This is a genomic window from Mycobacterium colombiense, assembly GCF_001665835.1.
GTDB classification, from domain to species: Bacteria; Actinomycetota; Actinomycetes; order Mycobacteriales; family Mycobacteriaceae; genus Mycobacterium; species Mycobacterium colombiense_A.
The window spans coordinates 301166-319540 of sequence record NZ_LZSX01000073.1 but is presented as its reverse complement, the minus strand read 5'-3'; the positions used below and the strand labels follow the sequence as shown (position 1 = coordinate 319540).

Here is an 18375-nt window from a genome sequence, read left to right as displayed (position 1 = left end):
CCGCGAGCATAACTCCCGTCCGACACGAAACGCCACGAGCAGCCGGGCTCGGCGTCGCGTCGAATGTTTCATCTGGTCGCGCCGGTATCGACGGAATAAACTGACACCAGCCGGGGTCGCAATGGCCCCAACCGGGAGGCCCACCATGAGGTGGTTAATTGGTCGTCTGACCGCTGCCATCGCGGTCGCCTTCGTGCCGATGACTGTCGCGACGATCGCGACGCCGGCGGTCAGCTCGGCGCAGTGCGATCCCAACATGTCGTTCAATGTCTCGACGTGGGAGTGCAAACCGCTTCCGGCGCCGCCGCCGTGGTACAGCGCTCCGCCGGCATACGCGCCGTCATTCGCGGCACAGGACGTGCCACCGCCGCCACCGCCTCGGCCTTGGTGGTCACCGAACGCCCCGATGTGGAGCGTCGGCTTTCATCAATGGGGCGCCTATTTCGCCGGCGTCTGGGTGCCGTACTGACGGCGGGCGCCTGACATGCATTACCAGCACTACCTGCGCCGTCTGGATCCCACCTGCCTGGAGTGATAACGTAATTCTCCGATTTGCATAATGGCCCTACCGAGCCGGCCGTGCGACTTCCGGAGGTGACGTGTCAGCAGCACCGGGCCGCCCATTGCCCCAGGTCACGCAGGAGAACGAGTTTTTCTGGACCTCGGGTGCCGACGGAAAGCTACGGCTGCAGGAATGCAGGGCCTGCGACTCGCTGATCCATCCACCGGCGCCGGTGTGCCGATACTGCCGCTCGCTCGATGTGGGCGTCCGGGAGGTCTCCGGCCGGGCGACGCTCGCCGGATTCACCATCAACGAGCGATTCAGCCTGCCCGGGCTGCCGGCGCCCTACGTGATCGCGCAGGTGGCGATCGCCGAGGACCCCCGCGTCCGGTTGACCACGAACATCGTCGAGTGCGAACCCGATCAGCTCGAACTCGGCCAGCAGGTCGAGGTCGTCTTCGAGCAGGTCGAGGACGTGTGGTTTCCGCTGTTCAAGCCGAGTGCCGACGGGCAGTCCGCTCCCCTGCCGGTCGATGAGATCGCGCCGGAACGGTTCGGCGAACACGTCCGACCGATGCTGACCGCCGAGAAGTTCGAGGACAAGGTCGCGCTGACCGGGATCGGTGCGTCGCCGATCGGACGCCGATTGATGCAGCTGCCGCTGGCGCTGACGGTGCAGGCGTGCGAAGCGGCCATCGCCGACGCCGGCCTGACCTACGCCGACATCGACGGCCTGTCCACCTACCCCGGCGCGATCAATGTAGGCGGCTTCGGGGAGGGCGGCACCACGGCCCTCGAGGGCGCGCTCGGTATTCGACCGACATGGCACAACGGCGCCATGGAGACATTCGGCCCGGGTGGCTCGGTGATCGCCGCGATGCTCGCGGTCGCCGGCGGGCTAGCGCGTCACGTGCTGTGCTTCCGCACGCTGTGGGAAGCGACCAACGGCGAGCTGATGAAGCAGGGCAAGATCACCCCGTCGATGGGCCGAATGTCGGGCTGGCAGATGCCATTCGGCGCGACGTCGGCGGCGCACACGTTGGCGATGAACGCGCAGCGGCACTTTCACCGGTACGGCACCACCAGGGAAACGCTGGGCTGGATCGCGTTGAACCAGCGCGCCAACGCCGAACTCAACCCGACCGCCATCTACCGGACGCCGATGACGATGGACGACTATCTCCACGCGCGGCCCATCACCACGCCGTTCGGGCTGTACGACTGCGACGTGCCGTGCGACGGCGCCATCGCCGTCATCGTCTCGGCCGTCGACGCCGCCCGCGACCTGGCCAAGCCGCCGGTGCTGGTGGAAGCGGTGGGCACGCAGATCGTCGAGCGACTCGATTGGGACCAAAGCACTCTCACCCACGAGCCGCAGGTGCTGGGCCAGGCGGCGCACGTGTGGACGCGTACCTCGCTGCGGCCCGCCGACGTCGACGTCGCCGAGCTCTACGACGGCTTTTCCTTCAACTGCCTGTCCTGGATCGAGGCGCTGGGTTTCTGCGGTATCGGCGAGTCCAAGGAATTCCTGGACGGCGGCAAGAACATTGCGCGCGACGGCCTGTTGCCGCTCAACACCCACGGCGGCCAACTCTCGCACGGCCGCACACACGGCATGGGACTGATGCACGAGGCGATCACGCAGCTTCGCGGCGAGGCCGGTGACCGCCAGGTCGCCGATGCCCGCGTCGGTGTGGTCAGCAGCGGCGGCCTCACTCCCAGCGGCGTGCTTTTGCTGCGGGCCGACGCATGAGCGCGGCTCCCCGCCCGCGGCTCGTGATCGCGGACGGGGTACCGATGTCGGCGTTGGTCGCCGAAGTCGACGACCCCAAGGCCGTGATTGTGGCGATTCACGGGGGCGGAACCACCGCAACGTATTTCGACTGCCCGGGCCATCCGTCCTATTCCCTCGCCCGGACCGGCGCGGCAGCTGGATTCACCGTGGTGGCCCTCGATCGGCCCGGCTATGGCAGCTCGGCGCCCTATCCAGAAGCGATGGTCTCCGGCGAGCAGCGCGTCAACCTGGCTTACGGTGCTGTCGATCGTATCCTCGGCGAACGACCGCGTGGCGCAGGCGTATTCGTCTGGGGCCATTCGGGCGGCTGCGAGCTGACGATACGGTTGGCCGCCGACGAGCGCGGCGCCGATCTGCTCGGCATCGAACTGGCCGGTACCGGTCGGCACTACCACCCCGCGGCCAAGGAAATACTGAAAACCGCTACCCGCGAACGCCGCCCATCGGGCATGCGCGAATTACTCTGGAGCCCAGAGGAACTCTATCCGCCCGAGGTCCTCGGCGGCGCCAGGGTTTCACCGTCGGCTCCGTCTTACGAGGACCAGATGGTGTCGGACTGGGCGCGACAGACTTTTCCGGAGCTCGCACCCGCCGTGCGCGTCCCAGTGCACTTCAGCATCGCCGAGCACGAAAAGGTCTGGCAGACCGACGACGCAGCGGTGGCCGAGATCGGTGCCCTGTTCGCCGGAGCGCCGCGGTTCATCGTGCATCGCCAGCCGGACGCCGGGCACAACATCAGCCTGAGTCACGCCGCCCCCGACTACCACTCGAAAGTCCTTGATTTCGTGCGGGAATGCGTGGCGGAGGCGGCCTCGCGCCCAGACGGCTCCTCGAATATGACGCCCCGGTCACTTTCGAGCCCCAACGTGACTGCAGCGTCACGCTCGGCGGACGAGGAGGCGGGGTAATGCGCGTCGGATTCATCGGCTTGGGCAGCCAGGGCGGGCCCATGGCGCGGCGGATTGCCGAGGGCGGGTACCCCACCACGCTGTGGGCGCGCCGACCGGAGGCCCTCGAGGCGTTCGCCGACACCCCGGCGAAAGTCGCCGGGTCTCCGGCCGAACTGGCCGCGGCCAGTGATCTGGTCTGCCTCTGCGTGATCGGCGATGCCGACATCGACGAGCTCGCCTGCGGCGAAAACGGATTATTGACGACGATGCAACCCGGCAGCGTCATCGCCGTGCACAGCACGGTGCACCCGAACACCTGCCGGGAGCTTGCGAACAGGGCCGCCCCGCAAGGCGTTTCCGTCATCGACGCGCCGGTGAGCGGAGGTGGAGGCGCGGCGGCCGAGGGCCGGCTGCTGGTGATGGTCGGCGGCGAGACCGACGTCGTCGAGCGCTGTCGTCCGGTCTTCGAAACCTATGCCGATCCGGTCGTTCACCTCGGTGAGCTGGGTTCCGGACAAACCACGAAGCTGCTCAACAACCTGTTGTTCACCGCCAACCTGGCTACTGCGGCCGCCGCCCTGTCATTAGCCAAGGAGCTGGGCGTCGAGCCCGACCGTCTCACCGAGGTGGTCTCCCGCAGTAGTGGAAACAGCTTCGCGCTCAACGCCCTCGGCGGAATCGGTGGGTTGGATCGGCTGGCCGGTGTCGCGGGAGGGCTGCTGCAGAAGGACGTCCGGCTGGTGGTCGACCTCGCCGGCCGGGTCGGGGCGAACGGCGGAGCCGTGCTCGATGCGGCCGACGCGGCGCTGGCCCTGATGGACCACCCACGGTGAGGGTCGGATTCATCGGCGCGGGGCGGATGGGTCGCCCCATGCTAAGCCGTCTGGTGGCGGCCGGTCACGATGTCCACGTGCTGGGCCGGACCGTCGAAAAGCGCCGCGAACTCGAGCAACTGGGCGCGCGGGCGGTCAACGAGGCGGCCGAGGCCGGCGCGGACGCCGATGCGGTGGTGCTCTGCGTGTTCTCCGACCAACAGCTGCGGGATGTCTGCCTGGACACCGCACTGCTGCCCACCATGCAGCCCGGTTCGGTGCTGGTGGTACATACCACCGCGAACCCGAACACCGTCGAGGCTATTGCCGCGCGCGCCAACGGTGTTGACGTCCTCGACGCCGCGGTCAGCGGAGGCCCGCACGACATCGCCGCGGGCCGGCTGACGCTGTTCGTGGGCGGTGCCGACCAAGCGGTTGACCGGGTGCGACCGCTGCTCGGTTGCTACGGCGATCCCGTTCTGCACGTCGGGCTCACCGGTGCCGGCCAGAAGGTGAAGCTCGTCAACAATGCGCTGTTCGCAGCGCAGATCGGGCTGCTCGCCGAGTCAATTCGGCTGGGCGAGCGGCTCGGCGTGCCGGAGTCGACGTTGCTGACCGCTCTGGGGCACGGGAGCGCGACCAGCCGCGTGCTCAACCTCGTCGCGGCGGGTGGTTCCGTCGCGTCGTTCATCGAGGTCGCCGGTGACTTCGTGGGCAAGGACGTGGCCGTCGTGCGTGGTATCGCCGAAGAGCTGGGCAGCAGTCTGGGTGCGCTGGACGAGGCCATCGAGACCATCGACATCGCGAAGAGGGTTTGAAATGCCAGCGTTTTGGTCTTTCCGGTTCGTCACGAAGGTATTACCGTTAGCGTTACAGTCAGGGACTCCGCTGTAAAGGTTTCAGCCCGACCTCGCCGATGAGGAGCACGCAGTGACCAAACCGAAGGTCGTCTTCGACCCGTTCTCCGAGGACTACTTCAACAACCCGTTCGACATATATCGACGGATGCGCGAGGAAGCGCCGCTGTATTACGACGAAAAAGAGGACTTCTATGCGCTGACCCGGCACGAGGACGTCGCGGCAGCGTTCAAGGACTTCGAGACGTATTCCTCGGCGCGTGGATGCGACCTGGCGATGGTGCGCAAGGGCCTATCTCCTGAGCAGAAATCGATCATCTTCATGGACCCGCCGGAGCACCGGCACATGCGCAGCCTGCTGAATAAGGCGTTCACCCCACGGGCTATCCAATCGCAGCAGGAAACGGTCGTCGAGGTGATCGAGAAGTACCTGGGCGCGGCCGATCCCGACCACTTCGATGTGGTCCAGGACTTCTCCGGGCCGTTCCCGGTGGAAGTCATCACCCGGATGGCCGGGGTGCCGGAAGAATACCGCCAGCAAGTGCGACACTGGATCGACACCGGCCTGCACCGCGAACCAGGGCAGATCGAGGTCACCGAAGCCGGTGTGCAAGCAAACATCGATACCGCGATGTACTACTTCAGCCTGATCCAGGAGCGCCGTCAGGATCCGCAGGACGACATGATCAGCCGGCTGATCGCGGCCGAAATCCCTGGCGAAGACGGCCAGCCACGCAAGCTCGATGACATCGAAATCACCGGCTTCGCCACGCTTTTGGGCGGAGCGGGCGCCGAGACCGTCACCAAGCTGGTGGGCAACGCCGCGGTGATCTTCGCCCGCAATCCTGACCAATGGCAAAAGCTGCTCGACGACCGCAGCAAGATCCCGGGGGCGGTGGAGGAGCTGCTGCGCTACGAGGGGCCCGTGCAATACAACGTCCGCTACACACTCAAAGAGGCACACGTCAGTGGCGGCGTGATTCCGCCCGGCAAGCCGGTGTTCCTCATCGGCGCCGCGGCGAACCGCGATCCGGATGCCTTCACCGACGCCGACACATTCGACATCGAGCGCGACCAGACCCAGGCGCAGCACTTGGGCCTCGGATACGGGATTCACAGTTGTCTCGGCGCGGCCCTGGCCCGCATGGAGAGCAGGATCGCGCTGGAGAGGCTGCTCGATTTCATGCCGCGCTACGAGGTGGACTGGGACGGCTTACAGCGCGTCCACATGCAAAACGTCGCGGGCTGGAAGAATGTACCCGTCAAGGTGCTTCGGTAAGGGGGTCACGGTGACGAAGAAGATCGAAGTCGATTGGGGACTCTGCGAGAGCAACGGCGTCTGCATGGGCATCAACCCCGACATATTCGAACTCGGCGACGACGACATGCTGACGGTTCACCAGGAAGAAGTAACCCCGGAGAACGAGGCCGACGTGCGCGAGGCCGTCCGTCAATGCCCTCGGCAGGCGATCTCCATCGTCGGAGAGTAGCGATCAGAATCCGGAGAGGATGACCGCGTTGCAGTCGGCCGCGGCCTGCCGCAGTTTTGCTGCCTTTTGATAGCCCTCGGACGCGTACCACGCGCGAGCAGCATCCACCGATTCGAATTCCAGCACGACGGTCTGGTCGCCGTGCCAGTCGCCTTCAATGACTTTGGGCGCGGTGTCGACGGCAAGAATGGTGGCACCGTTCATCGCTGATCCGGCAGCTTGGGCATAGGCTTTCATGCCCTCTGGATCTTTGATCGCCTCGGTCAGGATGACATATCCCTTTGGCGCTTTTGCCACTTAAAGAATCTCCTACTGGTCGGTGTATTCGGTTACTTCTGGCTGATCGCCTGCTCGGGACAGCATTGGATTGCCTCCTGAGCCGCTGCCTCCAATTCCGTTGGAACGTCGGAATCTATGGCCTCGGCGTAACCGTCGTCGGTCAGGCTGAACACATCCGGGCACAGCGTCGTGCATACACCGTGACCGCGACACTTCTGGTCGTCTACCCAAACTTTCATGCCAGTGTGAACTCCAGGTGCAGTTCGGTCAGGCCACGCAGGATGTACGTCGGAACATACTGGTACCGGCGGTCATTCGCCGGCCCATGAACCTTCTCATCGATCCTGATGTCCGTCGTGCGGTCGAGCAGACGCTCGATCGCCACCCGCGTTTCGGCCCGCGCCAGCGGCGCGCCCGGGCAGCTGTGGATGCCGCGCCCGAACGAAATGTGCTGACGGGCGTTCTTGCGGGCCGGATCGAACGTGGCGGGTTCCTCGAACCGGCGCGGATCACGGTTGGCGGCGGCCTGCACGATCATCACCGTGGTGCCGGCGGGCAGATCGACGCCACCGACATTGACGGGCACCCGGTTCATCCGGAAGTCGCCCTTCACGGGGCTCTCGTGGCGCAGCGACTCCTCGATGAAGTTCGGGATGAGGCTGCGGTCCTTGCGTAACTGCGCCTGGATGTCGGGGCGCTCCCCCAGCGTCTGCAGGGACGCACCCAGCAGCCGCACAGTGGTCTCCTGGCCCGCGGAGAAGACGTTGGCGGCGACGCGGGCCACGTCTTCGACGTCGGGAATCGAGCCGTCGGGAAACGTCGCGGTCGCCAGCCCGGTCAGCACGTCGTCGCGGGGTTCGCTGCGGCGGTCGCGCACGTAGTCGGAGAACAGGCCGTAGAGGAACTCCAGCGGGCTGTGGGCCAGGGATCCCTTGGTGCCCCCGATGCCGCCACCCGCGTGCTCAGCGATGCCCTTGACGAACTTGTCGCGGTCCTCCATCGGCACTCCGAGCAGGTCGGCGATGACCAGCAGCGTAAACGGGCCCGCGAAGCCCTTGATCCACTCGCCGCGCCCCGGCGCGAGAAAGTCGTCGAGCGCCTGGTCGGCGAGCGCCCACATGGCGTCCTCGTTCTCCTTGAGGCGCTTGGGGGTGATCAGCCGCATCATCAGGGAGCGGTGGTTGGTGTGGGTCGGCGGATCAAGCGTGGGCAGCTGGTCACTGAAGGGCAACTCGTCGCGGTGCTGCTCGATCAACTCGGTGATGTCGTCACCCTCGATCGGGACCGGAAAGCCGGGAAATGGGCCGGTGACCGAGATGCACGAGGACCACGTCTCGGCGTCGTTGAGCACCGCGCACGCTTCGTCCCAACCGGTGATCATGGTGACGTCGTGATGGCTCTCCCGCGTCACGGGGCAGCGCTCGCGGAGCGCCTCGTAGTAGGGGTACGGGTTCTCGATGAGCTCGCTGCCGCGGAAGAAGTCCAACTCGGAGAATTCGCTCGCCATCTCCTGCTCCTTGAATCTCGGCTAGTGAGAACGTGCCTCTCGCGGATGAGTATTACATTTTCACACGGCCTGGTGGTCGTCAACGACGGACCCCAGTCCCGACGTCAAAACGCGGGCGAATCGCGCGGGCTGTGTGGTTTCGCGGCTCCCGGGTCGGCTAGCTGGCGGGGACCAGGTCGGAGGCGACCGAGGGCCATGCCAGCAGCCCACTGCGGAAGGTCTCCACGTGACCGATCGGGGCGGGCGGTGCGGCCGCGGCCGCCAACGCCTGGGCCTTGAACGTCTGCGCGGCCATGCTCAGCTGGTGTTGCACCAGGCCGACGCTTTCGTCGAGCTCGGACGGCCAGCTCTCCCCCCATAGCGTGACCTCGGTGACGCCGTGATCGAGGGCCTGCAGCACGCCCTGGCGCACCCGCGCGTCGCAGCCGAACAGGTCCGCCCCGGCGGCCAGGGCCTGCGGACGGGGCCGAGATTGCACCGACGCCAGCGCCTCTTCGAGGTCGAGCACCTGTGCGCCGATGATCTGCAGGGGCCGGTCGTCCGGGTGGTCTGCGACCAGTACGGTCACGTCCCAACCCGCCATCGACCGGTCGAAGATCCAGCCGCCGGCGAATCTCACCACGTCGACGACGGTGGCGGCGACGACGTCGAGCCGGTACCTCATCTCGTCTCGCGAGTCTTCGGGGGCGCGAAATCCCGCGCCAGTGTCTGGGCGTACTGCTTGAACACCTCGGATAGCGGTATCGATGGATCGAGCAACCATGTGGTTTCCATTCCGTGGACGAAGGCGAGGATTTCCACTGCCTTGACGGCGGGGTCTATGTCGTCGCGGTACCGGCCGTCGGCCTGGCCGCGACGGATGAGATCGGCGACGATGTCGGTCGCGGCCCGGTGCCTGGCCAGCATGCGGTCGTGCAGCGGGGCCTCGGGAAGGATGTTCTCGACCAGCAGCACCGTGAACGTGCCCACCAGTTCGGGCGCCCGGTGAATACGGTCCGCGACCGCGGCGATCTGGTCGAACAGGTCGCCGGTCCGGTCGGCATGGGTGTCGTCATCGAGGTCGCGGGCATCGAGCACGGCGTGCAGCAGCTGCTCCTTCGATTCGAAGTGATGCAGCAGCCCGGCCGGGGTGACGCCGGCTTCGCCGGCGATCTGGGCGAGCGTTGTGCTGCGCCAGCCGTTGCGGGTGAGCAGCCGTTGCGCGACGTCGAGAATCCGCTGTTTGCGGTCCTCGCCCTTGGCGAGGAGCGTGTCGTATCGCCGCGCGACGGGCACCGGAACTCCGTCTACCAACCTGCACCGACCTCGAAAAACTCGGGAAAACCAACCTAGTGAACACACAGTAGGTTAGTTTGCCCGCTGTGACAAGGGTCACGCGTGCCGAGTTTTTTGTGCGCGTGAGGCCGCCGCCGTCAGCTCACCAGCTCCACCAGCGTGGCGTTGGCGGTCCCACCGCCCTCGCACATGGTCTGCAGGCCGTAACGAATCCCGTTGTCGCGCATGTGATGTGCCATGCGTGTCATCAGCACAGCGCCGGATGCGCCCAGCGGGTGCCCCAACGCGATGGCGCCGCCCAGCGGATTCATCCGGGCCGGGGCCGCCCCGGTCTCGGCCAGCCACGCCAGCGGCACCGGCGCGAAAGCCTCGTTGACCTCGAAGACGCCCACGTCGGACAGCGCGACGCCGGCCTTGCTCAGCACCTTTTCGGTGGCCGGGATGGGGCCGGTGAGCATCAGCACCGGGTCCGCCCCGGTCACGGCGCCCGCCAGGTACCGCACGATCGGGGTCAGGCCCAGCTCGACCGCCATCTCGGCGGTGGTCACCAGCAGCGCGGCGGCGCCGTCGGAGATCTGTGAGGAGTTGCCGGCGTGGATCACCCCGTCTTCGGCGAAGGCCGGCTTGAGCGTGCCGAGCTTTTCGACGGTGCTGCCGCGCCGCACGCCCTCGTCGGCGGTGAACACGTTGTTGTCGGCGCCTTCGACGAAGACCGGTGCGATCTGCTCGGTGAACGCGCCGCCATCCAGGGCCGCGGCGGCCCGCTCGTGGGATTCGACGGAGAATTCGTCGAGCCGGGTGCGCGAGAATCCCCACTTCTTGGCGATCATCTCCGCCGACAGCCCCTGGTTGAAGGAGAAATCGTCATAGCGGGCAAGGACTTTCGGGCCATACGGCATACCGGTGGCCCGGGCCGAACCGAGCGGAACGCGGCTCATGACCTCGACCCCGCCGGCCACGACGACATCCTGCTGGCCGGACATGACCGCCTGCACGGCGAAGTCCAGCGCCTGCTGGCTGGACCCGCAGGCGCGGTTGACGGTGGTCCCGGGGATGGTTTCGGGCCAACCGGCGGCCAGGACGGCATAGCGGCCGATGTTGCTCGACTGGTCGCCCACCTGGGACACGCAGCCCCAGACCACGTCGTCGATGATGTCGGGACCGATGCCGGTGCGTTCGATGAGTTCGGTCAGGACGACCGCGGAGAGGTCGGCGGCATGCATGCCGGCCAGCGCGCCGTTGCGCTTCCCCACCGGCGTACGCACGGCCTCGACGATGACTGTTTCACGCATATCTCTACTCCGATTGCTTCTCGCCCGAACCTGATTCCACACCAGATTTCGATAGGGCCCACCGACCAGTAAACGATGGCTCCCGCCGCTGCGCGAAAGCGGCATAGGCCGCGGCGGTGTCTGCCGTTGCGAAGTTGACTCCCTGCGCGCGAGCCTCGTTGGCCAGTGCGTCACGCATGGTGCGGTCGGCGCCCTCGTTCAGCAATGCCTTGGTGTGGGCCAGCGCAATCGGCGGACCGGCGGCCAACCGGTCGGCGAGATCCGCGACGAAGTCGTCGATTTCCACGGCCGATACCACCCAGGTCACCAGGTTGAGGGCGCACGCCTCCTCGGCATCTATCGTGTCCGCCAGCAACGCGAGACGCTTGGCCTGTTGCAGGCCGACGATTTTCGGCAACAGCCAGGAGCCGCCGAGGTCGATCGACAGGCCGCGCTTCGAAAAGATCTGGCAGAACGTCGATTCCGGCGTGGCCACCACCAGGTCGCAGCCCAGCGCCAGGTTCCACCCCGCCCCGACGGCCACCCCGGTCACCTTTGCGATCGTGGGGACCGACAGCTCGTGCAGGGCCAGTGCCACGTCGGTCAAGCGCTGCAACTTGTACTTCGGGTGGATGTCCTCGGGAGCCGAGATGTCGGCGCCGGAGCAGAAGCTGCCCCCGGCACCGGTGATCACCAGGGCGCGCACCCCCGGATCGTGGCCGGCGGCATCGAGTGCGTCTCGCAGGGCGAGCCACAATTCTGGATTGATCGCATTCTTGCGCCCTGGCCGGTTGAGCGTGAGGGTACGCACCCCGTCGCGGTCTTCCGAGAGCAGCACGGGGCCATCTGTTGTGGTCATCGGCGTCGAGCGAGCGTCAGATCGCCATGCCGCCGTTCACCGGCAGTGGCCATCAGTAGCTTCTCGGCAACTTCAGGACGTTGGCTCCCAGGAAGTTCAAAATCATCTCCTGGCTGACCGGCGCGATCTTCATCAGGCGGGCCTCGCGGAAGTACCGTGTGATGTGGTACTCCTCGGCGTAACCCATGCCGCCATGGGTTTGCAGGGCCCGGTCCGCGGCGTCGAAGCCGGCATCGGCGCAGAGATACTTAGCCGTATTGGCTTCGCGCCCACACGATTTGCCGTTGTCGTAAAGCCAGGTGGCCTTGCGCAGCATCAGTTCGGCGGCATCGAGGCGGGCCAGTGAATCGGCCAGCGGGAACTGCAATCCCTGGTTCATGCCGATGGGCCGGCCGAAGACCTCGCGCTCGTTGCCGTACTTCACCGCCTTTTCCAGCGCCACCCGCCCGATGCCGAGAGCCTCGGCCGCGATCAGCATCCGCTCCGGGTTGAGGCCGTCGAGGATGTACTGAAAGCCCTTGCCCTCCTCGCCAACTCGGTCCTCGACCGGTACCTCGAGATTGTCGATGAACAATTCGTTGGAGCTGACGGCGTTGCGGCCCATCTTGCGGATCGGGCGGATGTCGACGCGGCTCCGATCGAGATCGGTGAGGAACAGCGTCATCCCGTCGGTCTTCTTGGTGACTTCGTCGTAGCTCTGCGTCCGGGTGAGCAACAGGATCTTGTCGGACTCCATCGCCTTGGAGATCCAGACCTTGCGACCGTTGACGATGTAGCGATCGCCTTCCCGCTTGGCGAACGTGGTGATGCGCGAAGTGTCAAGCCCGGCACCGGGTTCGGTGACGCCGAAGCAGATGTGCACCTCGCCGGTCGCGACGGCGGGCAGCGTACGGGCCTTGAGTTCATCGGAGCCATGCACCACGACCGGCTGCATGCCGAAGATGGACAGGTGAATCGAGCTGGCGGCGTTCATGGCGCCACCCGACTTGGCGACCTCCTCGAGCAGGATCGTCGCCTCGGTGATGCCGAGGCCGTGACCACCGTATTGGGTCGGGATGGTCATTCCCAGCCAGCCGCCATCGGCGATGGCGCGGTAGAACTCGGTCGGGAATTCGTGCGCCTGGTCTTTTTCCATCCAATACTGGTCGTCGAATTTCCGCGCCAGCTCCGCCACCGACCGACGAATCAGTTCCTGGTCATCGGTCAGCTCAAAGTTCATTCCAGCGCCGAGCACTGCTCAGTCTCCTTCGATCGAAATGCAGCAGCTTTCGGCCGGCCCGCTGCGCCCGGCTCGCCGCGCTTGCGACCGCCACCGGCGCGCGGATCCGTCCGATGGTGTGTCAATCCTTGTTGCCGGTAAGAGCTTTGGCGTTAGCCGTGAAATCCGCGAAGGACGAGCCGCCCCGGCTGTCCTTGTCGTGGCCCTTGGCCTTGATGGACACGTCGTGCCCCTCGGCGGATTTGCGCAGTGCACCGACGGTCGCCTGTTCGCGCGAAATGTGCGTGAACGGGTCGAACGAGTACCAGCGCATGGCGTTCTCGTAGGTCATCTTGTTGATTTCGTCGTCGGGAACGTTGTTGATGGACAAGACATCCCAGAGCTCTTCCGGCGCACCCGGCCACATCGAGTCGCTGTGTGGGTAGTCGGCTTCCCAGCAGATGTTGTCGATGCCGATCTCGTTGCGTAGCGCCACCCCGACCTTGTCGCTGATGAAGCAGGTCAGGAAGTGGTCGCGGAAAACCTCGCTGGGCAGCTTGCCCTTGAAGTCCTGGTGCGTCCAGGCGGAGTGCATCTCGAAGGTACGGTCCGCGCGCTCGAGGAAGTAGGGGATCCAGCCGGTTCCGCCCTCGGACAGCGCGACCTTGAGGTCCGGGTACTCCTTGATCGGCTTGGACCACAACAGGTCGGCGGCGGCCTGCACGATGTTCATCGGCTGCAACGTGATCATCACGTCCATCGGCGCATCCGGCGCGGTGATGGCCAGCCGCCCCGAGGAACCGATGTGCACGTTCATCACGGTGTCGGTGTCGCACAACGCCTTCCACAGCGGGGTCCAATAGTCGTCATGGAAACTGGGGTAGCCCATCGCGGCCGGGTTCTCGGTGAAGGTCAGGGCGTGCACACCCTTCTTGGCGACCCGTCGTACCTCGGCGGCGCACGCCTCGGCGTCCCAGATGACCGGTATCGCCATCGGGATGAACCGCGCCGGGTAGGCGCCGCACCATTCGTCGATGTGCCAGTCGTTGTAGGCCTGCACCAGCGCGATCGAGAAGTCGTGGTCGTCGGTGGCGAACAGGCGACCCGCGAAACCCGGGAAGGAGGGGAAGCAGATCGAGGCCAGGATGCCGCCGGCGTTCATGTCCTTGACGCGCTCGTCCACGTTGTAACAACCCGGCCGGATCTCGTCGAGCCCCGTCGGCTCGATGCCGTACTCCTCTTTGGGCCGTCCGGCCACCGCATTGAGCGCCACGTTCGGGATGACGGTGTCGCGGAACTTCCACATGTCCGAACCGTCGGCGTTGTGCACCAGCCGGGGCGCGTCATCCTGATACTTCTTCGACAGGTGGTTCTTGAACATCTCGGGCGGCTCGACGGTGTGGTCGTCGACGCTGATCAGGATCATGTCCTCTTTGTTCATGGCCGTCCCTTCCATCGGATCCACCGGAGCGATTACAGCCCTCGGCGAATCGCTGTCCCGTGCCAAGATCACTCAAATGAAAACTATCTTCTCGCCAGACGAGAATCAACATCCATAAGTTGCTCAGCCCGTCGGCACCCGCCTGACCAGCGGCCGAACGCGGGGACGAATTACGCGGTCCCCGCGCGGCAATGGCGTGAGGTAAGACCCGGCTGGGCATATCGGGACCGCGCCGCCACTGCGTTGACGCGAACGACAGCTATCCCGGCCGCCCGGGTGAGCCAGGCCGTGACCACACTCTTGGGCCCGGTGCGCCGGCATTGACCGGGCGCGCGTTTCGTGTCAGTCTGTTAGTTGCAAATGAGAATCTGATTCTCTTTCACCGAGAGGACACTGCTGATGCGCTTGCAGCCGCTGCCGGCTGACCAGTGGGACGAGGCGACCCGGCAGGCACTCTCGGCCATGCGTGGCGCGGCCACCAACAACGCGCTCTCCACGCTGGCTCACCACCCGGCGCTGGCCAAGTCGTTTCTCCGATTCAACGTCCACCTGTTGATGACGTCCACGCTGCCGCCACGCATCCGCGAGCTGGCCATCCTCCGGGTGGCCCATCGCCGGCAGTGCGCCTACGAATGGTCGCACCACGTGAGGATGGCCAAGGACGAAGGGATCACCGACGACCAGATCGCGGCCCTGCAACGAGGTGAGGCCGCCGATACGTTCGACCAAGCCGTGATCACCGGGGTCGACGAACTCGACGAGAAGTCGGAGCTGTCCGACCAGACCTGGGCGGCGCTCGGCGAGCGCCTCAACGACCAGCAACGCATGGATTTCGTCTTCACGGTCGGCTGCTACGCGCTGCTGGCCATGGCCTTCAACACTTTTGGCATTCAGCTCGAGCACGCCGAACAGCACTGACAAGAGGAGTAAGAACGTGCCGCACTTCCCCAAGCCAGCCGCCGGCAGCTGGACAGAAAACTACCCCGACCTGGGGACCGCGCCGGTCGACTACACCGACTCGATCGATCCGGCGTTCTTCGAGGCCGAGCGCGAAGCCGTCTTCAAGAAGACCTGGCTCAACGTCGGCCGGGTCGAGCGACTCCCCCGCACCGGCAGCTACTTCACCAGGGAACTGCCGGCGGCCGGCAAGGGCACTTCGGTGATCATCACCAAGACCAAGGACGGGACCGTCAAGGCATACCACAACGTCTGCCGGCACCGCGGAAACAAGTTGGTGTGGAACGACTTTCCCAACGAGGAGACCTCCGGCACCTGCCGGCAGTTCACCTGCAAGTACCACGCATGGCGCTACAGCCTCGACGGTGACCTCACCTTCGTCCAACAGGAGGAAGAGTTCTTCAACGTCGACAAGGGCGACTACGGCCTGGCAGCCGTCCGCTGCGAGGTCTGGGAAGGCTTCATCTTCATCAACTTCGACGACAACGCGGCGCCGCTGATCGACTACCTCGGGCCGCTGGCCAAGAGCATCGAGGGCTACCCCTTCGGCGAGATGACGGAGACCTACTCCTACCGGGCCGAGGTCGGCAGCAACTGGAAGTTGTTCATCGACGCGTTCGTCGAGTTCTACCACGCGCCGATCCTGCACCAGGGGCAGTACACCAAGGAAGAAGCCGCCAAGATCCAGAAGTTCGGCTACGAGGCGCTGCACTACGAACTGGCCGGCCCGCACAACCTGCAATCGACCTGGGGTGGCCAGGCGCCGCCGGTGGACATGAGCATGGTGAAGCCGATGGACCAGGTGCTGCGCAGCGGTCTGTTCGGTCCGTGGGACAAGCCGGAGATCATCGAGAACCGCGAGCTGCCACCGGGTGTCAACGTGAAGCGGGTGCCGCAGTGGGGCATCGACTCGTGGCTCTTCTACCCGAACTTCATGCTGCTGATCTGGGAGCCGGGTTGGTACCTGACCTACCACTACTGGCCTACCGCGGTGGACAAGCACATCTTCGAGTCCTCGCTGTACTTCGTGCCGCCGCGCAATGCGCGGGAACGCCTGGCCCAGGAGCTGGCCGCCGTGACGTTCAAGGAGTACGCGCTGCAGGACGCCAACACCCTGGAAGCGACGCAGACCATGATCGGCACCCGGGCCGTCAAGAAGTTCCTGCTGTGCGACCAGGAAGTCTTGATCCGCCACCTGCACAAGACGACCGGTGACTACGTGAAGGAGTACCAGCGCAATGGCGCTACCGTCTGAATTCGCCGCCCTCGAGCCGTTTATCGATTGGGACCTGGCGACCGAGCCCGAGCGCTACGCCAAGCGGCTGGCCTCGACGATGTCCCAGATGCAGGAGTTCTACGACGTCGCGTTCCCATTGCTGAACGACGTCATCGCCTACTGCGACAAGTTCCCTCTGAACGATCTGCCCGATGACGCAAAGACATTGATGCACATGATGCAGTCACTGGTCATGGTGTCGTTCCCCATCGAGGCGTGGAAACAACCGCGCGTCCCGGACAGCGGCGCGGCGTGGGTTGAAGTACTGCGGGAACCGGTGATCTAGCCGGTGCTGACGCTCAAGGCCGCAGGGCTGCTCGACGTTGACAGCGGCGAGATCGTTCGGCCCGGCATCCTGAAGATCGAGGACGATCGGATCGTCGGTGTCGGTGGCGACCCCGAAGGCGAAATCATCGATCTCGGCGACCAGATTCTGTTGCCGGGCTTGATGGACATGGAGGTCAACCTCCTGATGGGCGGACGTGGCGAGACGCCCGGGCTGTCCCAAGTACAGGACGACCCGCCGACGCGGGTGCTGCGCGCAATCGGCAACGCCCGACGCACGCTGCGCGCCGGTTTCACCACCGTGCGCAACCTGGGCTTGTTCGTCAAGACCGGCGGCTACCTGCTCGATGTGGCGCTGGGCAAGGCCATCGACGCAGGGTGGGTCGATGGGCCGCGAATCGTCCCGGCCGGCCACGCGATCACACCCACCGGCGGGCATCTGGACCCGACGATGTTCGCCGCGTTCATGCCGGGCGCGCTCGAGCTCACGGTCGAAGAGGGCATCGCCAACGGGGTCGACGAGATCCGCAAGGCGGTGCGCTACCAGATCAAGCACGGCGCCCAATTGATCAAAGTGTGCGTTTCCGGCGGCGTGATGTCACTGACCGGTGAGGCTGGTGCACAACATTATTCGGACGAGGAACTGCGCGCGATCGTTGACGAGGCGCACCGGCGCGGGCTGCGCGTCGCCGCGCACACCCACGGAGCGGAAGCGGTCAAGCACGCGGTCGCATGCGGTATCGACTGCATCGAGCACGGGTTCCTGATGGACGACGAGGCCATCCAGATGCTGGTCGACAACGACAGGTTTCTGGTTACCACCCGCAGGCTTGCCCAGGCGATGGACGTGTCCCGCGCCCCGAAAGCATTGCAGGACAAGGCGGCCGAGATGTTCCCCAAGGCCGAAACATCGATCAAGGCCGCCTACGAAGCCGGGGTGAAGATCGCGGTCGGCACCGACGCGCCGGCCATACCACACGGCAAAAACGCCGACGAGCTCGTCACGCTGGTGGAATGGGGCATGCCGCCGCTGGCGGTGCTCCGAGCGGCGACCATCACCGCGGCCGAGCTCATCGACTCGACCGACCGGGGGCGCCTCGCGACGGGCCAGCTCGCCGATATCATCGCGGTACCCGGAAACCCGTTGGAAGACATCACCGTTACCCGGAACGTCAGCTTCGTGATGAAAGGCGGCAAGGTCTATGTCGACACCCGATCAGCCTAAAAGCGGTCCAACCAGAACCGACGACCTGGTCGAAATTCAGCAGCTGCTCGGCCGCTACGCGGTCACCATCACCCAGGCGGACATCGAGGGCCTCGTCGCAGTGTTCACTCCTGACGGCACCTACAGCGCTTTCGGGGAAACCTACAGCCTGAGCCGATTCCCGGAACTGGTGGCCGCGGCTCCAAAGGGTTTGTTCCTCACCGGAACCGCGGTGGTCGACCTGGACGGGGATGCGGCCACCGGTACCCAACCGCTGTGCTTCATCGATCACGCCACTCACGACATGCGGATCGGCTACTACCGCGACACCTATCTGCGAACCGCCGACGGGTGGCGGTTGAAGACCCGCGCCATGACCTTCATCCGCCGCAGCGGTGTGCACGACTCCGGACGCCCGCACGCCATCGGGCGTCCCGCCGGTGACTCTGCGGCCCAGACCACGACATAAGGAGCCGA

General features: G+C 65.6%; 21 protein-coding genes. 12 read left to right on the top strand and 9 right to left on the bottom strand.

Annotated elements, in window-relative coordinates; all coding sequences use genetic code 11:
• The first annotated feature begins 145 nt into the window (after positions 1 to 145).
• The 7 genes from A5760_RS16500 to A5760_RS16470 all read left to right on the top strand — a co-directional run bounded on the left by A5760_RS16500 (position 146) and on the right by A5760_RS16470 (position 6346).
• Complete coding sequence (locus tag A5760_RS16500) at positions 146 to 469, top strand: hypothetical protein (RefSeq protein WP_064882562.1); 324 nt, start codon at positions 146 to 148, stop codon at positions 467 to 469.
• A 130-nt stretch (positions 470 to 599) separates the two neighbouring features.
• Positions 600 to 2255: a thiolase C-terminal domain-containing protein gene (locus A5760_RS16495; protein ID WP_064882561.1), complete on the top strand. Its 1656-nt coding sequence runs from the start codon at positions 600 to 602 to the stop codon at positions 2253 to 2255.
• The gene (locus A5760_RS16490) at positions 2252 to 3205 is read left to right on the top strand and encodes an alpha/beta hydrolase (protein ID WP_064882559.1); all 954 of its coding nucleotides are present in this window, start codon (positions 2252 to 2254) and stop codon (positions 3203 to 3205) included. The genes A5760_RS16495 and A5760_RS16490 overlap by 4 nt, the downstream gene beginning before the upstream one ends.
• Positions 3205 to 4020 (top strand): NAD(P)-dependent oxidoreductase, encoded by an 816-nt coding sequence (locus tag A5760_RS16485; RefSeq protein ID WP_064882557.1) that lies wholly within the window; start codon positions 3205 to 3207, stop codon positions 4018 to 4020. Before A5760_RS16490 ends, A5760_RS16485 begins: the two co-directional genes overlap by 1 nt.
• Positions 4017 to 4817: an NAD(P)-dependent oxidoreductase gene (locus A5760_RS16480; RefSeq protein WP_082279490.1), complete on the top strand. Its 801-nt coding sequence runs from the start codon at positions 4017 to 4019 to the stop codon at positions 4815 to 4817. Before A5760_RS16485 ends, A5760_RS16480 begins: the two co-directional genes overlap by 4 nt.
• 112 nt (positions 4818 to 4929) lie before the next feature.
• The gene (locus A5760_RS16475; protein WP_064882553.1) at positions 4930 to 6135 is read left to right on the top strand and encodes a cytochrome P450; all 1206 of its coding nucleotides are present in this window, start codon (positions 4930 to 4932) and stop codon (positions 6133 to 6135) included.
• Positions 6136 to 6145: 10 nt separating this feature from the next.
• Positions 6146 to 6346 (top strand): ferredoxin, encoded by a 201-nt coding sequence (locus tag A5760_RS16470; RefSeq protein WP_007777398.1) that lies wholly within the window; start codon positions 6146 to 6148, stop codon positions 6344 to 6346.
• Positions 6347 to 6349: 3 nt separating this feature from the next.
• Here A5760_RS16470 and A5760_RS16465 read toward each other — a convergent pair whose 3' ends face one another.
• From A5760_RS16465 to A5760_RS16425, 9 genes are all read right to left on the bottom strand, one after another.
• Positions 6350 to 6643 carry a DUF1330 domain-containing protein gene (locus A5760_RS16465; protein WP_064882552.1) on the bottom strand — a complete coding sequence of 98 codons (294 nt, stop codon included), beginning with the start codon at positions 6641 to 6643 and terminating at the stop codon, positions 6350 to 6352.
• Positions 6644 to 6675: 32 nt separating this feature from the next.
• Complete coding sequence (locus A5760_RS16460) at positions 6676 to 6864, bottom strand: ferredoxin (RefSeq protein ID WP_064882550.1); 189 nt, start codon at positions 6862 to 6864, stop codon at positions 6676 to 6678.
• Complete coding sequence (locus A5760_RS16455) at positions 6861 to 8132, bottom strand: cytochrome P450 (RefSeq protein ID WP_064882548.1); 1272 nt, start codon at positions 8130 to 8132, stop codon at positions 6861 to 6863. The genes A5760_RS16460 and A5760_RS16455 overlap by 4 nt, the downstream gene beginning before the upstream one ends.
• 157 nt (positions 8133 to 8289) lie before the next feature.
• On the bottom strand, positions 8290 to 8796 hold the full coding sequence (locus tag A5760_RS16450) for a hypothetical protein (RefSeq protein ID WP_064882546.1): 507 nt from the start codon (positions 8794 to 8796) through the stop codon (positions 8290 to 8292).
• A complete protein-coding gene (locus A5760_RS16445) occupies positions 8793 to 9407 on the bottom strand; it encodes a TetR/AcrR family transcriptional regulator (protein WP_064882544.1) in 615 nt (204 codons plus the stop codon). Before A5760_RS16445 ends, A5760_RS16450 begins: the two co-directional genes overlap by 4 nt.
• 137 nt (positions 9408 to 9544) lie before the next feature.
• Positions 9545 to 10699 (bottom strand): thiolase family protein, encoded by a 1155-nt coding sequence (locus A5760_RS16440; protein WP_064882542.1) that lies wholly within the window; start codon positions 10697 to 10699, stop codon positions 9545 to 9547.
• A 4-nt stretch (positions 10700 to 10703) separates the two neighbouring features.
• Positions 10704 to 11537 carry an enoyl-CoA hydratase/isomerase family protein gene (locus tag A5760_RS16435; RefSeq protein WP_064882540.1) on the bottom strand — a complete coding sequence of 278 codons (834 nt, stop codon included), beginning with the start codon at positions 11535 to 11537 and terminating at the stop codon, positions 10704 to 10706.
• Positions 11538 to 11589: 52 nt separating this feature from the next.
• A complete protein-coding gene (locus A5760_RS16430; protein ID WP_064882538.1) occupies positions 11590 to 12756 on the bottom strand; it encodes an acyl-CoA dehydrogenase family protein in 1167 nt (388 codons plus the stop codon).
• Between the two features lie 121 nt (positions 12757 to 12877).
• Positions 12878 to 14176, bottom strand: a complete 1299-nt coding sequence (locus tag A5760_RS16425) for an amidohydrolase family protein (RefSeq protein WP_064882536.1) — start codon at positions 14174 to 14176, stop codon at positions 12878 to 12880.
• Positions 14177 to 14575: 399 nt separating this feature from the next.
• Between A5760_RS16425 and A5760_RS16420 the strand changes: the two genes are divergently transcribed.
• The 5 genes from A5760_RS16420 to A5760_RS16400 are packed head-to-tail and all read left to right on the top strand — an operon-like array spanning position 14576 to position 18367.
• Positions 14576 to 15094: a carboxymuconolactone decarboxylase family protein gene (locus A5760_RS16420; RefSeq protein ID WP_064882535.1), complete on the top strand. Its 519-nt coding sequence runs from the start codon at positions 14576 to 14578 to the stop codon at positions 15092 to 15094.
• A 16-nt stretch (positions 15095 to 15110) separates the two neighbouring features.
• The gene (locus A5760_RS16415) at positions 15111 to 16388 is read left to right on the top strand and encodes an aromatic ring-hydroxylating oxygenase subunit alpha (RefSeq protein WP_064882534.1); all 1278 of its coding nucleotides are present in this window, start codon (positions 15111 to 15113) and stop codon (positions 16386 to 16388) included.
• Entirely contained in the window at positions 16372 to 16695 is a 324-nt protein-coding gene (locus tag A5760_RS16410) for a hypothetical protein (RefSeq protein WP_064882532.1), read from the top strand. Before A5760_RS16415 ends, A5760_RS16410 begins: the two co-directional genes overlap by 17 nt.
• A 3-nt stretch (positions 16696 to 16698) precedes the next feature.
• Positions 16699 to 17919: a metal-dependent hydrolase family protein gene (locus A5760_RS16405; RefSeq protein WP_064882530.1), complete on the top strand. Its 1221-nt coding sequence runs from the start codon at positions 16699 to 16701 to the stop codon at positions 17917 to 17919.
• A complete protein-coding gene (locus A5760_RS16400) occupies positions 17897 to 18367 on the top strand; it encodes a nuclear transport factor 2 family protein (RefSeq protein WP_064882528.1) in 471 nt (156 codons plus the stop codon). Before A5760_RS16405 ends, A5760_RS16400 begins: the two co-directional genes overlap by 23 nt.
• The last annotated feature ends 8 nt before the right edge of the window (positions 18368 to 18375 follow it).

Bases quoted from the DNA above. Each gene is read 5' to 3' on its own strand.
- A5760_RS16500 (WP_064882562.1), top strand. From the start codon at position 146: ATGAGGTGGTTAATTGGTCGTCTGACCGCTGCCATCGCGGTCGCCTTC.
- A5760_RS16490 (WP_064882559.1), top strand. From the start codon at position 2,252: ATGAGCGCGGCTCCCCGCCCGCGGCTCGTGATCGCGGACGGGGTACCG.
- A5760_RS16485 (WP_064882557.1), top strand. From the start codon at position 3,205: ATGCGCGTCGGATTCATCGGCTTGGGCAGCCAGGGCGGGCCCATGGCG.
- A5760_RS16460 (WP_064882550.1), bottom strand. From the start codon at position 6,864: ATGAAAGTTTGGGTAGACGACCAGAAGTGTCGCGGTCACGGTGTATGC.
- A5760_RS16455 (WP_064882548.1), bottom strand. From the start codon at position 8,132: ATGGCGAGCGAATTCTCCGAGTTGGACTTCTTCCGCGGCAGCGAGCTC.
- A5760_RS16450 (WP_064882546.1), bottom strand. From the start codon at position 8,796: ATGAGGTACCGGCTCGACGTCGTCGCCGCCACCGTCGTCGACGTGGTG.
- A5760_RS16440 (WP_064882542.1), bottom strand. From the start codon at position 10,699: ATGCGTGAAACAGTCATCGTCGAGGCCGTGCGTACGCCGGTGGGGAAG.
- A5760_RS16435 (WP_064882540.1), bottom strand. From the start codon at position 11,537: ATGACCACAACAGATGGCCCCGTGCTGCTCTCGGAAGACCGCGACGGG.
- A5760_RS16430 (WP_064882538.1), bottom strand. From the start codon at position 12,756: ATGAACTTTGAGCTGACCGATGACCAGGAACTGATTCGTCGGTCGGTG.
- A5760_RS16425 (WP_064882536.1), bottom strand. From the start codon at position 14,176: ATGAACAAAGAGGACATGATCCTGATCAGCGTCGACGACCACACCGTC.
- A5760_RS16420 (WP_064882535.1), top strand. From the start codon at position 14,576: ATGCGCTTGCAGCCGCTGCCGGCTGACCAGTGGGACGAGGCGACCCGG.
- A5760_RS16410 (WP_064882532.1), top strand. From the start codon at position 16,372: ATGGCGCTACCGTCTGAATTCGCCGCCCTCGAGCCGTTTATCGATTGG.
- A5760_RS16400 (WP_064882528.1), top strand. From the start codon at position 17,897: ATGTCGACACCCGATCAGCCTAAAAGCGGTCCAACCAGAACCGACGAC.